Source organism: Enterococcus sp. DIV1298c, from assembly GCF_017316315.1.
GTDB classification, from domain to species: Bacteria; Bacillota; Bacilli; order Lactobacillales; family Enterococcaceae; genus Enterococcus_B; species Enterococcus_B mangumiae.
In genome coordinates, this window is the sequence record NZ_JAFLWG010000057.1 from 1 (window position 1) to 17568 (window position 17568).

The following is a 17568-nucleotide window of genomic DNA, read 5'->3' on the forward strand; positions in this document are numbered from 1 at the left end:
CAATTATTAGTTTACTGTCAAGTTAATTATAGCAAATTTTACATTAAAATTGTATGAGTTTTTTATAAAACATGCTCAAAAACACTTAATCTATTGAATTAAATATCTTCAAACATTTCTTTTCTTCGTCTATCATTTTTGAATAAAATCACCTGTTATCTAACTTATTTCTTGCTTATTTTTTTGTAAATAGTTATAAAAAAACTCAATAATGTTATTTTATTTACAAATTTTAATTTACAATCACTTGCTATTTTCTATCTTAATTGATTATTTTGATCGAAAAAGTAAAACAAATGATTGCTCCTATATTTATAACAATTCACTTTTTTTCCAAAAACTCACAGAAAAATAAGCAACAAGATACGAAAACATCTACAGTTTCCTTATCTCGTTGCTTATTTATTTTAGCTAAGGCTTCGATAAAATTGCTTTAACTTTTCTTTTTCTTCTTTTGTTAAATCTCGTGCACGCTTGCCTTTCATTGCCCCTTCGATACCATAAAGCATTTGTAGACATGCGCCACTGTCCACCTTTTGTCGAATCTCAAAGAATAATTGTTCCGTCCCTTTTTCTTTGAGTTGTTCTTCCGTCGTCACACCAATCGTTCGTAAATTTTCTTCAAGCACTTTCCCGATATTCGGTAGATTTCCTAATTCTGTCATAGAATCCTCCTTCATAAGTTTGGTTTTTATATGTTGCATAATAACTGAGCTTGATCATTCGTTTTTCTTTAGTATAGCATTTTGTGAAATGCGATACCCTTCATTTAAGGACATTATTGAGAATTAATAAAGTAAGCTGTTACTATTATCCGTTCAATGATAGGCAAGTTCTGCAAAACTTGATTCTTTATTTTTTTTCAGATATGATTAACTAGTAACCGAATATGATTTTGTTTGCGGGGGGACGTTATTGCGTTGAGAAGGTAAAACCTGACCCTTTGAACCTGTTGGTTGATACCAGCGTAGGGAGCAAATGTCCTTTTTGTTGATGCGAAATCGAAACAATCAAGGCATTCTTCTATACTGGAAGAATGTCTTTTTTTCTATTTTAAGGAGGAACCTGATGAAGAAAGTACTAAGTATTGCCGGTTCAGATTGTAGCGGTGGCGCCGGTATCCAAGCCGATTTAAAAACATTTGCCGCTCATGGTGTTTACGGCATGTCGGTGGTCACCTCAGTCGTTGCTGAAAATACCGCTCGTGTGATTTCATATCAAGACATCTCACCGACGATCATCAACGAACAAATGACAGCTGTTTTTGAAGATATCTACCCAGACGCTGTCAAAATCGGGATGTTGTCTTGTGCAGATACCATGTTAGCTGTCGCTGATAGTCTTAAAGAATGGCAACCTAAACATGTGGTTTTAGATCCTGTGATGTATGCGAAAAACGGGAACGCACTGATGGAGCCTAAAGCGATCGACACATTGATTGCAGAGGTCTTACCATTGGCAACATTGATCACACCAAATATTCCAGAAGCAGAAAAAATCGTGAATCGTTCGATTTCTTCAGTGAAAGAAATGGAGCGAGCAGCAAAAGCCATTCATGAAATAAGTCAGAGTGCTGTTCTGATCAAAGGCGGTCATCGTTCAGGTGAAGCTACTGATGTCTTGTTTGATGGGGAAAACCTTTATTCCTATAGTTCAGCACGCATCCCCACAAAAAATACTCACGGAACTGGTTGTACCTTCTCTTCTGCAATCGCTTCACAACTTGCCTTGGGTGCAACATTAGAACAAGCAGTTTCAAAGGCCAAAAAATATATCACCATGGCGATCGAGCATTCACTAGAATTGGGCAAAGGACATGGTCCGACCAATCATTTTTATTCGCTTTATCGCAATGGCTTAAAGGAGGAGCAAAACGAATGAACACATTTTTAGAAACAGCTGTAGAGACGGTACGTACGAACAATCCTTTGGTCCACCATATTACCAACTATGTGACTGTCAACGATTGTGCAAATTTGACACTTGCAATCGGTGGCTCACCGATCATGGCGGATGAAGTGCTGGAAGTGATGGAAATCACAGGGATGTCACAAGCATTGGTACTAAACATGGGAACGTTGAACGAACGTACGGTAAATTCCATGCTTTTAGCTGGACAAACAGCTAATAAAAAAGGGATTCCAATCATTTTTGATCCCGTTGGCGCAGGCGCATCTGACTTCCGTAATGAAACAGCCAGATCGATCATTAATATGCTGAATTGTGCCGTGATACGTGGTAATATTTCAGAAATCCGCTTCTTAGCCGGAATCACAAGTTCCACAAAAGGTGTCGATGCCTCGGCGAGTGATACAAGCTCGATTGAAGAAGCGCAACTGATTGCAGATCAATTAGCAACAGCGCATGAATGTATCGTAGTGATCACTGGTGCTGTTGATGTGATTTCTGACGGACGACGAAACATCTTAGTGCATAATGGTTGTGCTGAAATGAGTAGGATCACTGGTACCGGTTGTATGCTCACCTCCTTGATTGGTAGCTTTTGTGGTAGTTTCCCCGATCAACTCTTCTATGCAGCCACTACAGCTGTTTTAGCAATGGGCATTGCAGGAGAACTTGCTTTCGAACAAACAACAGGTACCGGAAGCTTTCGTGTCGCGTTGATCGATGAGATCAGTCGTATCGACCAACAAACATTGACCCAACGAGGAAATTATGTTGAAAAATGACATCGATTATCGTTTGTATCTCGTCACAGATCAGTCACTGCTAAAATCACATACACTTCAAGAAGCAGTGAAACAAGCACTTGATGGAGGAATCACCGTCTTACAGTTGCGGGAAAAAGCAGCCAGCTCACGTGACTTTTTTGAAGAGGCTCATCGTCTCAAAGAATTGACAGATTACTATGGAGTTCCGTTGATCATCAATGATCGCGTAGATATTGCATTAGCTTGTGATGCAGATGGTGTACATGTTGGTCAAACAGATTTACCTGTTGCTATGGTGAGAAAAATGATCGGACCTGAAAAAATCATCGGTGCTTCCGTTCAGACCGTTGAACAGGCGATTTTAGCGGAAAAAGCCGGTGCGGATTACTTAGGTGTAGGTGCGATGTTCCCCACCTCTACCAAGTCAGATGCAATTGAAGTAACAAAAACTGAACTAAAAAATATTCTTCAAAATGTTTCGATTCCTGTTGTTTTGATCGGTGGACTCAACGAACGGACGATTGCAGCATTCAAGGACTTCCCGATCCAAGGTTTTGCCGTTGTTTCAGCGATCTTGGCAAAGCAAGAAATCAAAAAAGCAACTCAAGAACTTTTCACCCAAATCAACAAATTCATCAAATAATAAAACAAAAAAAGCAATCTGCGTAAACGTTCATATACATTTACACAGATTGCTTTTTACCTTGTGACTCATTTCAAACTTTTCAAATGATTTTCAACGAGATAAGCCGTTTCTTCAATCGATTTATCCGATACATCGATCACAAAATTGCCATAGCGATCGAAAATCTCTTGGGAGTATTCCAATTCTTTATTGATCGTTTCTAAATTATTGTAGCTAGACGTTTGATGTAATCCTAAAGAATCTAAGCGATTGCTACGAATTCTCACTAGATTTTCTGGATGGCAGATCAAGCCGACGATTTTCTTTTTGTCTACTTCTTCTAATACTTTTGGTAAAGGGACTTCAGGAATCAACGGAAGATTTGACACTTTATAGCCTTTATTTGCCAAATACATACTCAACGGCGTTTTTGATGTTCGAGAAACGCCAAGAAGGACGACATCCGAATCTAAGAACCCTTTTGGATCTTTTCCATCGTCATATTTAACCGCAAATTCGATGGCAGAGATCCGGTTGAAGTACTCTGTATCTAATTTATGGACAGCCCCTGGTTCTTCAATCGGTTGCATTCCTGTTTTTGCATGGATGATCTCAAATAACGGATGCATCAAATCGATATAGAGTAAGCCTGTTTTTTTACTGAAAGCTTTGGCAGCTTCTGATAATTCCAGATTCACTAGTGTGCTGATCACGATCGCTTTATCACGCAATGCATCGGCTAAGATAGGTAACAGTTCTTCTTTCTTGTTCACAAAAGGAAATTTATAGTTATTATTGAATACCAAATTAGGATACTGGACCATCACAGCAGATAACAATTTTTGCGATGTTTCACCTAGTGAATCTGAGATAGAATAAACATTGACTTCATTTTTCATGTAAAAATCCCCCTATCGATTTCGTTCAGCATTCCTCGCTTGCTGAGTAATAAAATTCAATACTTTTGATTTAGTGATCTTCCCGATTACTTTGCTTTCATCCGCTTCATCGACAACGGGTAGAGAGTCTACTTCAAAATCTTGAAGAATCGTTGCTGCTTCCAATATATCGGTATGCTTCGTACAAGTTTTGATGTGCGGTGTCCGAGTCATACAAAGAGCGACAGGTGTGTGATCGATCTCTGTATTCAGTGAAGCACGCAATAAATCTTTTCGCGACAATACGCCGACCAATTGTTTGTTTTCATCAATGACATAAATCGAGCCGACATCATACACGAACAACGTTGTGATTGCATCTCGGATCGAAGTATTCAAATCGATCAGTAAAGGCGGTACCATGACCTCACTCACTTTTACTGTGAACGTTTTAAAGAAAAAAAGCGTTTCTAAGTCTGAGCCAGTGTAGGTATAGCCGATCTTGGGCGTTGCTTCAAGTATACCGGCCATCGTTAAAAAAGATAAATCCGACCGTAATGTCGCTCTGGATACGTCTAAGAGTTCAGAAATTTTTTCTCCACTGACAGGTTGTGTTTTTTTGACGATCTCAATGACTTTTTTTTGTCGTTCACTTAATTTCATCTTAGCCTTTTCCTCCCTCCTTCGTTTACATTATTTATTATACACATATATAAAGCGATTTCAAAATAAATTTGCGTTTTATTTTTCTAATTGACAGATATATATGAGTCATATTAAGATGTATTTATACAAAATATGACTCACATTAAATCAATGGAGGCTCATCTCATGGAAAAATGGATTTATGATTTTAGTGAAGGTAGAAGTAAAGATAAAGCATTATTAGGTGGAAAAGGTGCAAATCTAGCTGAAATGACACACTTAGGCTTGCCTGTTCCTTCTGGCTTTACTTTGACTACGGAAAGTTGTATGCGCTATCTTAATGATGCTACTTTCTTTGAAAAACATTTGGCAACAGAGCTTCGAACAGCGATCAAACGCTTGGAAGTTGAAACCAACAAAACATTTGGGAGCGACGAGGACTTATTATTAGTTTCAGTCAGAAGCGGTGCCGTCTTTTCTATGCCTGGTATGATGGATACGATTCTTAATCTAGGGTTGAATGATTCACGTGTCCGGACGCTCGCAGAACAAACCAATTTATCCTTTGCATACGACTGCTATCGTCGTTTGTTACAAATGTTTGGCGACGTTGTTTATGGTATCCACAAAGAAAGCTTCAATGTTTTACTGATAGAAGCAGAAAAAGCAAACAATAAATCTGTCGCTGATTTCAACGAACAACAACAAGTATCTTTGATCGAAAAATATAAAGAATTATTTAGTAAACATAAAAAAGTATTTCCTCAACAGCCAATGGATCAGTTGAAAGAAGCGATCCAAGCCGTCTTTCATTCTTGGAATAATCCACGAGCGAATGTTTACCGTGAGTTACATGGTATCGCCCATGATTTAGGAACAGCGGTCAACGTTCAGGAGATGGTTTTTGGCAATAGCGGAAATGAAAGCGGTACAGGCGTCGTATTCACTCGGAATCCGTCAACTGGTGAGAATCAGCTCTTTGGTGAGTTTCTTTTGGATGCCCAAGGAGAAGACGTGGTGGCTGGTATTCGTACACCACAACCGATCCAAGAATTAAGTGAGCGCCTGCCAGATGTTTATCAAGACTTCTTGCACTACGCACAAATGCTAGAAACACATTACAAAGACATGCAGGATATTGAATTTACGGTGGAAAATGGTAAACTATTTATTTTACAAACGAGAAATGGCAAGCGGACAGCGAAAGCTGCTTTAAAGATCGCGACTGATTTAGTTGCGGAAAAGAAACTTACAAAAGAAGAAGCTTTGATGCGCGTGGAACCAGAAATGATCGATCAACTGATCCATCCAATTTTTGAACCCACTGCCCTCAAACAAGCAACCGCTTTTGCACAAGGTTTACCAGCTAGTCCAGGCGCCGCAACGGGTGAGATCGTCTTCACCGCAGAAAAAGCAAAAGAACGACATGAACTAGGAAGTAAAGTCATCTTAGTTCGGCAAGAAACCTCACCGGAAGATATCGAAGGAATGATCGTGAGTGAAGCAATCGTCACTAGTCGTGGTGGGATGACCTCTCATGCTGCTGTAGTTGCCCGAGGGATGGGTACTTGTTGTGTAACAGGTTCAGAGACCTTGACGATCGACGAAGAAACAAAAACTGTCATAACGAAAGACGTTCGACTAACCGAAGGCGACATCCTCTCGGTCAACGGCAATACCGGCGAGATTTATTTAGGGGAGCTTCCGACAGTCGTTGCAGAAAACAATCAAGATCTAGCTTTATTTTTATCCTGGGCCAATGAAGTTGCCGATTTGGACGTACGTGCCAATGCTGAAACATTAACTGATTTACGAACAGCTCTTGATTTTGGTGCTACAGGAATTGGTTTAGCACGGACTGAGCATATGTTTTTTGGAGAAGAACGTATTTTAGAAATGCGTCGTTTGATTTTAGCTGATAATACCCAAGAAATGACAACCGCTTTGACAAAGTTATTAGCATTCCAAGAAGATGATTTTTATCAGATGTTCCAAACGATGCAAGAGAAACCAATGGTCATTCGTTTACTTGACCCACCGATGCATGAGTTTCTCCCCCATGATCCGCAAGACATTCAACTTTTAGCAGAAAAATTGGGTCAGCCAGTCAATGAATTAACAACTAAAATCGAAGCCTTGAAAGAAACCAATCCAATGTTAGGGCATCGAGGGTGCCGACTAGGGATCACTACGCCTGAGATCTACCAGATGCAAGTCAAAGCGATCATGCAAAGTGCCATTCGCTTAAGACAAGAAGGTATACCAGTTATCCCAGAGATTATGATCCCGTTGATTGCTGAAAAAGAAGAGCTATTGCATCTCAAAACGCTGTTGATCGAAACGATTGAAGCAACTTTCAACTCACAAAATAGTTCACCGTTTCCATATCAGATCGGTACGATGATCGAATTACCTCGCGCTTGTTTGATTGCTGATCAATTAGCAGAACAGGCTGATTTCTTCAGTTTTGGTACAAATGATCTCACCCAAATGACCTACGGCTTTTCTCGTGATGATATCGGAAAATTCATCAATCGTTACCAAGAAAAAGCAATCATGACACAAGATCCGTTCCAACATTTGGATCAACAAGGGGTTGGTCAATTAATCAAACTCGCTGTCTCGAATGCTCGACGAATCAAACCAGAGCTATCGATCGGCATTTGTGGAGAAGTTGGCGGAGACCCACAGTCCATTCCATTCTTTCAAGCGATCGGAATCGACTATGTCTCTTGCTCCCCTTACCGAATCCCCGCTGCTCGATTAGCCGTAGCACAGGCTGCGATCCGTAGTCGTCGATCTTAACGATTTGTTTCTTTATATTTGATAAAAAAGTAACCACAGCGAACGTTTAGGCTGTAGTTACTTTTTTCGATTAGATTATTTAGCATGAGCGATTTTTTGCTAGTTTACCATTGTTTATTACTTGTTTGATTACGCAGTCAATTTACATACACTGATCCTTGAATTCATCGTTGATCTTCAATTCTTTAAACTATTTTGTAGAGGAATCTCTGAAATAAAATGTTTTATGAACATTACTCTAATACTTAAAACATTTGCAATTAAAACTAAGTAAAGTTAGGGGAAACACATTTTTCAATATCTTTCTCTCATTTTATTTTGCAGAATTTTAACCAGATTATTCCCTTAATATTAGGCACTCTCTTATCAAAAAAATGTCTCAAAATTTGTCCAACATTTTGACTAAACTCCACCGAAATATGCTATTTTTACTTACATCTCTCTTTGATGATTTACGTAAGGCTGAGATTTTTCATTCTTACATATATAATTATATCTAACACAACTTTTGTCACCAACAGACCGATAAGTATTAAGGTAATATTTGCAACAAATGAGTGGAAGAAGAACATATTATCTCGGCTCATCCACAACATCACCTTATCGATTTCAAATGTGTTGATTGGGAAGAGATACAGTATTTTATTTGGTACTCCTGATATAAAAACATGTGTCAGTGGTTGCGGAATGACAAAGACTCCTAACGAAATGGCTAAAGCACTAAACGGCGAACTACTCAAACTTGAAATCAACATAGTTACGCCAGCGATGAACAACAATCCTATTAAATGGAAAGCAACACCGAACATGTAACCTTGGAGCATATTCCATTCCAGTGGAAAATCAAAAACCTTCCAATCCAAGTTGGCTTGGATGCTCACATCCCACCCACTAAATCCATAATAAATGCCAAATATTATTAAAATTATTAATTGAACAATAAAGAAGGAAGCTATTGCCATACCTGTTCCAACTAGGATCTTAGATGTTGTCATTTTTGTTCTACCGTATCTTGTAGACAACAACAAAGGAACAATATTTTTTGAAGTATCATTCGCAAAGAGCATCGAGCAGAATAGAATAACAAATAGTGAAACTGGAACAAAAGCAGTGGCGGTGACATTAAACAAATCCGTCCAAGTCTTAAAATTCCCTATTTTGATTGGAAAGCTTACTTTTTTAAAACCCACATCTTCCATAGATAAAAGATTCACATCGTCAATGGTATACTTTTGACCATCCCTAATGGTATTCGTCATTTCAACATAAACATCTTGCTCCTCTTGATTTGTGAATGTATCTACCACTGACCATTGAAAATAATCAAATATTTGATTATTTTTTATTTTCTTATCCTGATAAATTTTCAAATAGTCTGATGTAATCTTTTTAATCTTTTGATCTGTCAACTCTCCCTGATACTCATCTGTAAAATCTAGATATCTTTCAATTGATTCCCTACCCGAAACATCAGTAATATTTTTAGCTCCCCTAAGTTGCGAATGATAAAAGCCAATATAAACTATTGCAAAAAGGCTCAATAACAGGACAAAGCCAGCTCCGATAAACGATTTATTTCTCAATATTTTTTCAATTTCAAATTTAAAAATCTGCATTAGTTTGATCATCCGTTCTAAAATAATATAAATACAAATCTTCCAAGTTTGCCTTCACATGGAAAGCATTATCATTTGGTTTTACGGCCGAAATTATTCTTAATAAGACACTATCATCTACATATTTTTGATTGCTTACAAGATATTTTTGATAATATGAATTAATCTCGTCAAGCGATGTTTTGACTTCCCACACACTGTTTTCGATATTAGCCATCAATTGAGTTACTATTCCTCTATCTTGAATCACACCTTTATTTAAAACCAACACTTCATTCGAAATATATTCCACATCAGATACAATGTGAGTAGATAAAATGATAATTTTATTCTCTGATAGGGAGCTGATTAGGTTTCTGAATCTCACTCGCTCTTTTGGATCTAATCCTACTGTTGGTTCATCAAGTATCAGAATTTCAGGATCATTAATCAACGCTTGGGCAATTCCTAATCTTTGTTTCATACCACCCGAATACTTCTTTATTTTTTTATTCTTTTGATCTGAGAGACCAACTAATTCAAGCAATTCCAAACATCGTCTTTTTGCTAGTTTTCCTCTCAATCCTTTTAATGCTGAGATATAAAGCATAAATGTTATCCCCGTAAAATCTGGATAATAACTGAAATCTTGTGGTAAGAAACCGAGAATAGATCTGAATGCTTCACTGTCTGCTGTTACATCCTTGCCGTTATATAAAATTTCTCCACCATCAGATTTAATCACTCCGCAAATCAACCTAAAAAGGGTTGTTTTTCCTGAACCATTGGCTCCAAGTAAACCATAAACCCCTGAATTTAGAGTCAGAGAAACATCATTTAAAGCTTTTATTTCATCGAATTTCTTAGTAATATTCTTTATTTCTAATTTCATATAAAATCACCTCCCATATTATGTTTCTTTAACATTTCGCTTATCAATGCAAAAAGTCCAATTAAAGTCCCCCCATAAATAATCGCCCAATAAGAAAGTGGCAAACTATAAATATTGAACATTCCTTCAATAATAATCGTTGCTGCCACTAGTACCCCTGAACTACTCCAAATCAATATGTTCGACAAGTTGTTTCGCATTAGAGTAAAAATCGAGAATAAAACAATACAGAAAATATTAAATGGCACGAGAAGATACAACACAAAATAAAAAAAAGAAATAGGGAATAACTGTTTACCCGCCATCGCAAGAATCACTATCAAAAGGAAGTCAAATAAACCAAAAATAAGCATTTTCATCGTTGTATGCTGCCTTAAATCATATTTAAACGTCTGCTCTAGCTCCCACATATTACTCGTGAAGCTTTTAAATAGCTCATCTGTAAAAAATATCACTGAAAATAGAACCATTACCGTTAGCCCTCTCAGAACATTCTCATAGCTCATTTCACCCTTTGAGAATATAAGAAACAAGGAGAATCCTATAAGTGTAAATTGAATACTCCACAATTTCCATCCCACAAACTTAATTGATGATAAAAATAAACCTAAATAAGATTTTCTTGAAATTTGGTTTTTAAGCATTTGTTTTTTTCCCAATTTCATTATTCTTTTTTTTGCTTCTTGGGTAGAAGTATCATTTTTCAGATAGTCTCTATTCAAAATAATATTCCTCCTTTTTCAGTATTCGTTTCATCTTGACTAGTCCCTGTTGAATCCTTGATTGCGCTGTTGGCACACTCGTTTTAGTTACTTGTGCTATTTCCTTAATTTTCATATCATAGAAAAATTTTAATATGATTGCTTCTCTTTGATATTCTGGAAGTTGGTCTAACGCACGCTGAATGATCCTACTTTGTTCATTTACAAAGTCAACGTTATAGTCCTGCTCATCTAACTCTTTATTGTAAGATTCATCAAATACTACTTCGTCAAAATCATTTTTCTTGCTGTAGCTATTACACGTATTCACAGCAATGGTGAAAAGATAATTGAAAAAACTTCCTGAGAATTTATAAGAATCGATACTACTTATTACTTTCAAAAACGTTTCTTGAGTCAAGTCCTCGGCTAATCCACTTTTCCCAAAAAATCTTCTTTTACAATAATTGAAAATTTTGTCATAATACTTCTCAACAAGTTTTTCCCAAGCGCCAACATCTCCTGACTTTATTTTCAGGATAATTAGATAGTCTTTGATCTTTCTCACCTACCTCTCTTTCAATCTATCAAGGAGTCAGAATCCGCTTGTATCTACTTTATTTTTGCAACTCTTACTTCTAAAACTGTTCTTCTTACCTTGCCATAACCCCAGGCAATAATGAGTGGAGTTATCACTCCAATCGCCGTACGAAATAAGCCGGTAAGAGGAGTAATCTCGTCATGCCATAAATTAAAAATTTGAATAGGCATCATGTGTAGCAAAAATACACTTTGACTATAAGGTTTCAACTTTTCAAAACCGCTGATTTTATTTTTCGAAATAACTAATAGCCCAAACAAACACATCGTCAATGGAATAGTGAAGTACATGAAGTTCTTATCAACTCCTTGATTTTGAAATACGATCATCCCCTCAAATAAGCCAATAAGAACTGTAAATACCAATCCATAGAAAAGTAACTTGAAGTGTTTTTCTAATCTACACTTATTATCCGCCAAAAAAAAGCCTATGATAACAAATAGTGGACTAAAAAATAAGCCGTTTCTTGTAGTTACAAACACACTGAAATATTTTTCCATGTATGAAACTATGAGAGGATTAGAAAAAAATGCTGAATATGTTTCAATAGAACCAATTGAAAAGAGCAGGAAACAAATGAAAAACATCCATCTATAACCTATTTTTTGAACCAAGTACTTCACAACAACTAACGAAAATACTAAGGCAGGAAAATACCACAAATGATAGAAGCTCCCACTATAAAAGAAGCTGACAACTAGTACTATGGGTAGTAATCCCCAATGAAGATGGACTGTCTGTTGTATTAACTGAATGCCAAGGGGTATGTAAAGTATAAATGTCATTGTATAGAGACGTACTATCTTTCTCAGCCACTTTTGGGAATACTCTTCTCTTTTGCTATTCAATCGAAAGAAGTACGCATTATTCACGAAGAAAAACGGAACCGCAATTCGACATACCATGCTTTTCACTACAAAATGCAATGTCGGATCACTAACGATCGTGCCAGAGTGAACAACCACAACACACACGGATGCAATGAACTGGGCAATGTATAGATTCTGATTTTTGTTCTTCATAACTTCTCCTTATAACCTTACTCTTACATCGGTAATTAACTACAAAACACAAAAAATCATTTAAAGATTAGAAAAATCTAATAAATTTAAACAACTACCGAATGAAAAAACTCTTTAATCGTTTCTCTCATTCGGTAGTTTCATTTTTATCTTAAGTAAACATCGCTCTGAACATTTGGTTTTGTTTTAACAGCTCAGAGTTTTCGGCAACGTTTGTGACCATTCCGTTTTCAATCACAATAGACTTTTCAAAGTGATTTAGCACCGACGAACTATGTGTAACACAAATCACTGTCATCTCCTTTAACTCTGACCGGATAAAATTGAAAATACGATCCTCAAAAATCTTATCAATGTTACTTGTAGATTCGATAATATAAAGGGTTTTACCTATTTCTAAAAATTTTCAATCTTTCTATACGTAAAATCACATTGAGTACAGACATTAAGAAAATTTCAGCCTCATTTTTGGATAATCCACTGAATGTCAAGCTTGGTATACTTTATTCACCGAAGAGCTCTTTACCGAGGCATTGACGCCAAAAGTAACGTTAGTGTCAGAGATAAACTGTTCCATATCTAGCGCTAAGATTATTTGATTGGATGGTATGATTTTAAACATAAGGTATACTCTTTTTAATTAGATTGCGTCACTTTAATCATACAAGGTTGTGTGCTTTTTTATGTTCCATAATTTTCCAAAAAAAGTAACCACAGCCAACGCAGCGAACGTTTAGGCTGTGGTTACTTTTTTAGAGTTAGACTATTTTATTTCTTTTTCCTTTTATTCTGGAGCTTCTCCTTTTCACGGATTCTCTTTTCTTGAAAGCTCAACTCTTTTTGTAATTTCAAATAGTTCATATAGCGATTTTCTGATAGTTCGCCACTCTCGATTGCTTGTTTGATTGCGCAGTCAGCTTCTTGATCATGTCGGCAATTCCTGAATCGACAATTGAAGGAGAGTTGAACAATATCCTCAAATTGGCTATCTAACTGCTCTTCTTGGAATGGTTGGAATTCTCGCATTCCTGGAGTGTCGATCAAAAATCCACCGGTTGGTAACGCAAGTAATTCTCTATGTGTCGTGGTATGGCGTCCTCTATCATCTTCTTTTCTGATTGCTGACACGTGCATGGTCTCATTCTGCACCAATCGATTGATGAGCGTTGATTTCCCTACACCCGAGGAACCAACGAGTGCGCCTGTTTGCCCGTCTGCTAATAAGTCTGCGATTTGTTGGATACCTTTATCATCGCCAAAACTAGTAACAATAATATCTGTCGTTAACGCATACAGTGGAACGAAATATAGATCGATCGTCGAACATAGGTCAGCTTTCGTAAGAATGATCACTGGTTTAGCGCCACTTTGTTTACCTGCGACTAAATAGCGTTCGATTCTTCGTAGATTAAAATCGTTATTTAAACTACTCACAATAAAAAGCCAATCGATATTCGTTGCGATGATTTGTTCATCGGAACGGTTGCCCGAGGTTTTTCTAGAAAATTTAGAGAATCGTTCTTCGACAAAATGAATGATGCCTTTATTATCCGGTAATAGTTGGAATTTCACCCAATCACCAACAACCGGTAATTCACTTTGCGAAGCCGCTTGGTGTCTCAGTGAACCCGACAATTTTGCTGAAATTTCTTCATCATTACTCAGAATATGGTAGGTACTTCCATAACTAACTGTAATCCTACCACGAGTAAGTGAAGCATGATGTTTGTTTGATGTCATATTGATACTCCTTTGATAGTTAGAAATAAAAAAAACTTTATGACCCGCTCATTTGCGAATCACAAAGTTATCAACATTCCATCACTATCGTTAGCATTTACGATCAATACTAGACAACTATCCATGGTGAGTATGATAAATTCAAGTTCACAAAGAGCTTCGGTTGGTTGATATTTTTTTTCATTATACTCACCTTCTTTCATTTGATTTCACTTTTACTATAGCATAGCTGGTACCACGGCGTAAACAGATTTCTAACGACAAAAAAAGAACCCTTGAAAATTCAAGGGTTCTTCCTCTGTCTGATAATAAGAAATTAACGACGGATTTCTTTGATACGAGCTGCTTTTCCGTGTAATGCACGTAAGTAGTACAATTTTGCACGACGTACTTTACCGTAACGGACAACTTCGATTTTCGCAACACGTGGTGTGTGCAATGGGAATGTACGCTCAACGCCTACACCGTTAGAAACTTTACGTACTGTATAAGTTTCGCTGATTCCAGCACCACGGCGTTTGATTACAACACCTTCAAATAACTGGATACGTTCACGAGTACCTTCGACAACTTTCGCGTGAACACGTACAGTGTCACCAGGGCGGAAAGCTGGGATGTCAGAACGTAGTTGTTCTTTTGTTAATTCTTCGATTAATGGATTCATTGTTTTCTTCTCCTTATTCCAAACATTCTTATGAGTAGTTTCTCACAGCGGAACATCGTAATAGTTAAGTGTTTTTACACTCACCATAGAATACTATCACATTGCACAGTGAGTGTAAAGAAAATTTTCGATTTTTGTGACACATCAAGCTTCTTCTTTTTTGATCTCAGAGAGCATTTTTTCCATTTGTGGGGTCATTTCGAGTTTTTCTAACATATCAGGTCGTCGTAGGTACGTCCGACGCAGGGATTCTTTTAGTTGCCATTCTTCAATCAATTTGTGATTGCCGTTGGTCAAGACTTCTGGCACCTTCATGTCTTTGAATTCTGCTGGTCTTGTATATTGTGGATGTTCAAGTAAACCAGTAGAATGAGAGTCGGTTTGTGCAGATGTTTGATTTCCTAACACATCAGGTAATAGACGAACAGTAGCATCGATCATGACCATTGCGCCTAGCTCGCCACCTGTCAGGACGTAATCACCTAGTGATACTTCATCCGTTACAAGTGAGCGGATGCGCTCATCATAGCCTTCGTAATGCCCACAAATAAAGATAAGGTGTTCTTCTTCAGAAAATTCTTCTGCCATTTTTTGGTTGAATGGTTTCCCTGCCGGATCAAGTAGAATCACCCGTTTTTTTGTTTCTGGATGTTTTTCCTCGATTGCTTTGATATTGTCATAGATCGGTTGGACTTTCAATAACATGCCTGCCCCACCACCATATGGATAATCATCAACCGTTTGATGTTTGTTATCCGAATACTCACGGAAATTTGATACATTGATTTCTAGCAATTCTTTTGCGACGGCTTTTCCAATGATCGATTCGCCCATCGGCCCTTCAAACATTCGTGGAAAAAGAGTCAATACGTCAATCTTCATCATCGATCAATCCTTCTAATAATGTCACACGGACCAAGCCATTTTCAACATCGACTTCTTGAACAACGGAATCGATATAAGGAATCAGTGCGTCTTTTTTCTTTGGTCGTTGGATGACCCAAACGTCATTTGCACCAGGCGATAAAATCTCTTTGATTTTTCCTAGTTCTTTTTCGTTTTCATCGATCACCTTTAGTCCAATGATTTCATGGTAATAATACTCATTTTCTGTCAGTTCGACCAAATCTTCCTTTGAGACACGTAAAATGCCATCGCGGTATTTTTCAACATCATTGATGGAAGGATGATTTTCAAAGCTGAGTAAATCAAAGTTTTTGTGTTTTCGATGGCTCTTGACCGTTAATTCTACGGGTGCTTTTCCTTCTTGGAAGAGTGTCAAGATTGATCCTTTTTTATAGCGTTCTTCAGGAAAATCTGTGGTTGAGATGACACGGACTTCGCCTTTGATTCCTTGAGTATTTACAATCTTGCCAACATTTAGATATTCAGTCAACTTTTGTCCTCATTTCTTTCATGATTCTTGTCACTCTGCTCATTCGTTCTTCTCTTGCTTTCAGTTCCAGAGTGCATCTACAGTTTCCTGTTTATTTTAGCATGCGGCACTCGGCAATTCTAGTCTTCTTTTATTGTTGTTCCATCGAAACAGCCATTTTTAGTGCATTCATTGAATCTTGGTTCGTGATCGTATAAACAGTGGTTGGTTTTTGCCAAATGATCCGCGTGTTTTGACTCGTCCCGTCGGTCATATTGATTTCAATGGTTCCGACCTTTTCTGGGGCTGGTAATCGTGCAGATTCTAAGTAAGTCACGATCTGTTTAGCCAAAGGAACGGGATCTTGCCCTTCTATATTGCTGGCACGTATGCGTAAACGCCAATTTCCTTCTTGCCATTCAAGAATCGAAGAACCAGCAGCGCCTTGTTGATAACCAACGATGTTATAGCCGAGATCGACTTGTCTGCCACCAGTATCGATCGTAAATGGCTGGATGGTATTCAGTGTTTCTTGGGAAGATGCGAAGCCATCTTGATAAAGATAAGAGGCGATTGGTTCTGCTTGATTCAATGATGCGTCATTCAACGGTAGTGCTTGCTCTGATTGATAGTATAAAACAGAAAAACCTTGTTTTGTCATGGTTGCTGCAATGTTCAAATGAGCTGACGCAGTTGGGATATCCTGCGGCATTGGTGTATCAGGATGTTCTTTTTTTAATTGCTCGAAGGCAGTTTGAGTCGAATTTTCTTGTGTACTTGTACTCGTTTCAGCTGACGAATCATTTGTCTCATTACTACTTGTGGAAGATGAACTCATTTCTTCATTTGAAGTACTTGCTTCTTCCTTTGAAGTACTTGTTTCTGTCGTACGAACACTTTCATTTGTTGTTTCTTGGGTCGTTTCTCTTGGTGCTTGACAAGCACCTAGTAAAGCGACTGCAAACAAACTGACCAAACCTATTTTTTTCATTAGAAACACACTCCTCTCTTACTATTAAGGATACGCTTTGTACCTATTTTTGCCAAATAAGACCTCTAAGGAATATAAAAAAAACTGTTTCGCAAAAACGAAACAGTTTATTCCTTATTGTCGATGATATTCAAACGCACTTTTTTCGGTGCGTTGATCCGTACTCCGTAAACGATCGTGCGGATTGCTTTTGCAACTCGCCCTTGTTTACCGATGATACGACCAATATCTTCGGGAGCCACCGTTAGATTATATTCGTAAAAATCTTGCGACTCAACGACTTCTAACTGGACCTGATCAGGATAAGTAACTAACGGACGAACGATTGTTAAGACTAATTCGCTTAAATCTTTCATATCCGG

Annotated in this window: 18 protein-coding genes and 1 riboswitch; of the genes, 4 read left to right on the forward strand and 14 right to left on the reverse strand. The window is 37.6% G+C overall.

Annotated elements, in window-relative coordinates:
• Window positions 1-407: 407 nt before the first annotated feature.
• The gene (locus JZO83_RS12575) at window positions 408-665 is read right to left on the reverse strand and encodes a TfoX/Sxy family DNA transformation protein (RefSeq protein WP_207115954.1); all 258 of its coding nucleotides are present in this window, start codon (window positions 663-665) and stop codon (window positions 408-410) included.
• Between the two features lie 228 nt (window positions 666-893).
• A riboswitch (TPP riboswitch) is annotated at window positions 894-991 on the forward strand.
• Window positions 992-1068: 77 nt separating this feature from the next.
• Here JZO83_RS12575 and thiD point away from each other — a divergent pair.
• Genes thiD through thiE form a run of 3 tightly spaced genes read left to right on the forward strand, consistent with a single transcriptional unit; the run spans window position 1069 to window position 3315 of the window.
• Complete coding sequence (thiD, locus tag JZO83_RS12580) at window positions 1069-1881, forward strand: bifunctional hydroxymethylpyrimidine kinase/phosphomethylpyrimidine kinase (RefSeq protein WP_207115955.1); 813 nt, start codon at window positions 1069-1071, stop codon at window positions 1879-1881.
• Window positions 1878-2690 carry a hydroxyethylthiazole kinase gene (thiM, locus tag JZO83_RS12585; RefSeq protein ID WP_207115956.1) on the forward strand — a complete coding sequence of 271 codons (813 nt, stop codon included), beginning with the start codon at window positions 1878-1880 and terminating at the stop codon, window positions 2688-2690. The genes thiD and thiM overlap by 4 nt, the downstream gene beginning before the upstream one ends.
• Entirely contained in the window at window positions 2677-3315 is a 639-nt protein-coding gene (gene thiE / locus JZO83_RS12590) for a thiamine phosphate synthase (RefSeq protein WP_242542649.1), read from the forward strand. The genes thiM and thiE overlap by 14 nt, the downstream gene beginning before the upstream one ends.
• A gap of 68 nt (window positions 3316-3383) precedes the next feature.
• On the opposite strand, the gene JZO83_RS12595 is transcribed toward thiE, so the two are convergent.
• Both JZO83_RS12595 and JZO83_RS12600 read right to left on the reverse strand, forming a co-directional pair.
• The gene (locus JZO83_RS12595; protein WP_207115957.1) at window positions 3384-4196 is read right to left on the reverse strand and encodes a pyruvate, water dikinase regulatory protein; all 813 of its coding nucleotides are present in this window, start codon (window positions 4194-4196) and stop codon (window positions 3384-3386) included.
• A gap of 12 nt (window positions 4197-4208) precedes the next feature.
• Entirely contained in the window at window positions 4209-4838 is a 630-nt protein-coding gene (locus JZO83_RS12600) for a helix-turn-helix transcriptional regulator (protein WP_206856181.1), read from the reverse strand.
• 168 nt (window positions 4839-5006) lie between these two features.
• Here JZO83_RS12600 and ppdK point away from each other — a divergent pair, with 168 nt between their 5' ends.
• Complete coding sequence (ppdK, locus tag JZO83_RS12605) at window positions 5007-7625, forward strand: pyruvate, phosphate dikinase (RefSeq protein WP_207115958.1); 2619 nt, start codon at window positions 5007-5009, stop codon at window positions 7623-7625.
• Window positions 7626-8077: 452 nt separating this feature from the next.
• On the opposite strand, the gene JZO83_RS12610 is transcribed toward ppdK, so the two are convergent.
• From JZO83_RS12610 to JZO83_RS12660, 11 genes are all read right to left on the reverse strand, one after another.
• Entirely contained in the window at window positions 8078-9241 is a 1164-nt protein-coding gene (locus JZO83_RS12610; RefSeq protein WP_207115959.1) for an ABC transporter permease subunit, read from the reverse strand.
• Entirely contained in the window at window positions 9228-10112 is an 885-nt protein-coding gene (locus JZO83_RS12615; RefSeq protein WP_207115960.1) for an ABC transporter ATP-binding protein, read from the reverse strand. The genes JZO83_RS12610 and JZO83_RS12615 overlap by 14 nt, the downstream gene beginning before the upstream one ends.
• Window positions 10109-10834 (reverse strand): hypothetical protein, encoded by a 726-nt coding sequence (locus tag JZO83_RS12620; protein WP_207115961.1) that lies wholly within the window; start codon window positions 10832-10834, stop codon window positions 10109-10111. The genes JZO83_RS12615 and JZO83_RS12620 overlap by 4 nt, the downstream gene beginning before the upstream one ends.
• Window positions 10827-11381 (reverse strand): RNA polymerase sigma factor, encoded by a 555-nt coding sequence (locus tag JZO83_RS12625; RefSeq protein ID WP_207115962.1) that lies wholly within the window; start codon window positions 11379-11381, stop codon window positions 10827-10829. Before JZO83_RS12625 ends, JZO83_RS12620 begins: the two co-directional genes overlap by 8 nt.
• A 44-nt stretch (window positions 11382-11425) precedes the next feature.
• Window positions 11426-12436, reverse strand: a complete 1011-nt coding sequence (locus JZO83_RS12630) for an acyltransferase (protein WP_207115963.1) — start codon at window positions 12434-12436, stop codon at window positions 11426-11428.
• A 768-nt stretch (window positions 12437-13204) separates the two neighbouring features.
• A complete protein-coding gene (rsgA, locus tag JZO83_RS12635) occupies window positions 13205-14176 on the reverse strand; it encodes a ribosome small subunit-dependent GTPase A (RefSeq protein ID WP_207115964.1) in 972 nt (323 codons plus the stop codon).
• A gap of 316 nt (window positions 14177-14492) precedes the next feature.
• The gene (rplS, locus tag JZO83_RS12640; protein WP_002286913.1) at window positions 14493-14840 is read right to left on the reverse strand and encodes a 50S ribosomal protein L19; all 348 of its coding nucleotides are present in this window, start codon (window positions 14838-14840) and stop codon (window positions 14493-14495) included.
• 144 nt (window positions 14841-14984) lie between these two features.
• A complete protein-coding gene (gene trmD / locus JZO83_RS12645; protein ID WP_206856299.1) occupies window positions 14985-15722 on the reverse strand; it encodes a tRNA (guanosine(37)-N1)-methyltransferase TrmD in 738 nt (245 codons plus the stop codon).
• On the reverse strand, window positions 15712-16236 hold the full coding sequence (gene rimM, locus JZO83_RS12650; protein ID WP_207115965.1) for a ribosome maturation factor RimM: 525 nt from the start codon (window positions 16234-16236) through the stop codon (window positions 15712-15714). Before rimM ends, trmD begins: the two co-directional genes overlap by 11 nt.
• Window positions 16237-16366: 130 nt before the next feature.
• Entirely contained in the window at window positions 16367-17206 is an 840-nt protein-coding gene (locus JZO83_RS12655; protein ID WP_206856192.1) for a hypothetical protein, read from the reverse strand.
• 107 nt (window positions 17207-17313) lie between these two features.
• Window positions 17314-17562 (reverse strand): KH domain-containing protein, encoded by a 249-nt coding sequence (locus JZO83_RS12660; RefSeq protein WP_206856194.1) that lies wholly within the window; start codon window positions 17560-17562, stop codon window positions 17314-17316.
• Window positions 17563-17568: the final 6 nt, after the last annotated feature.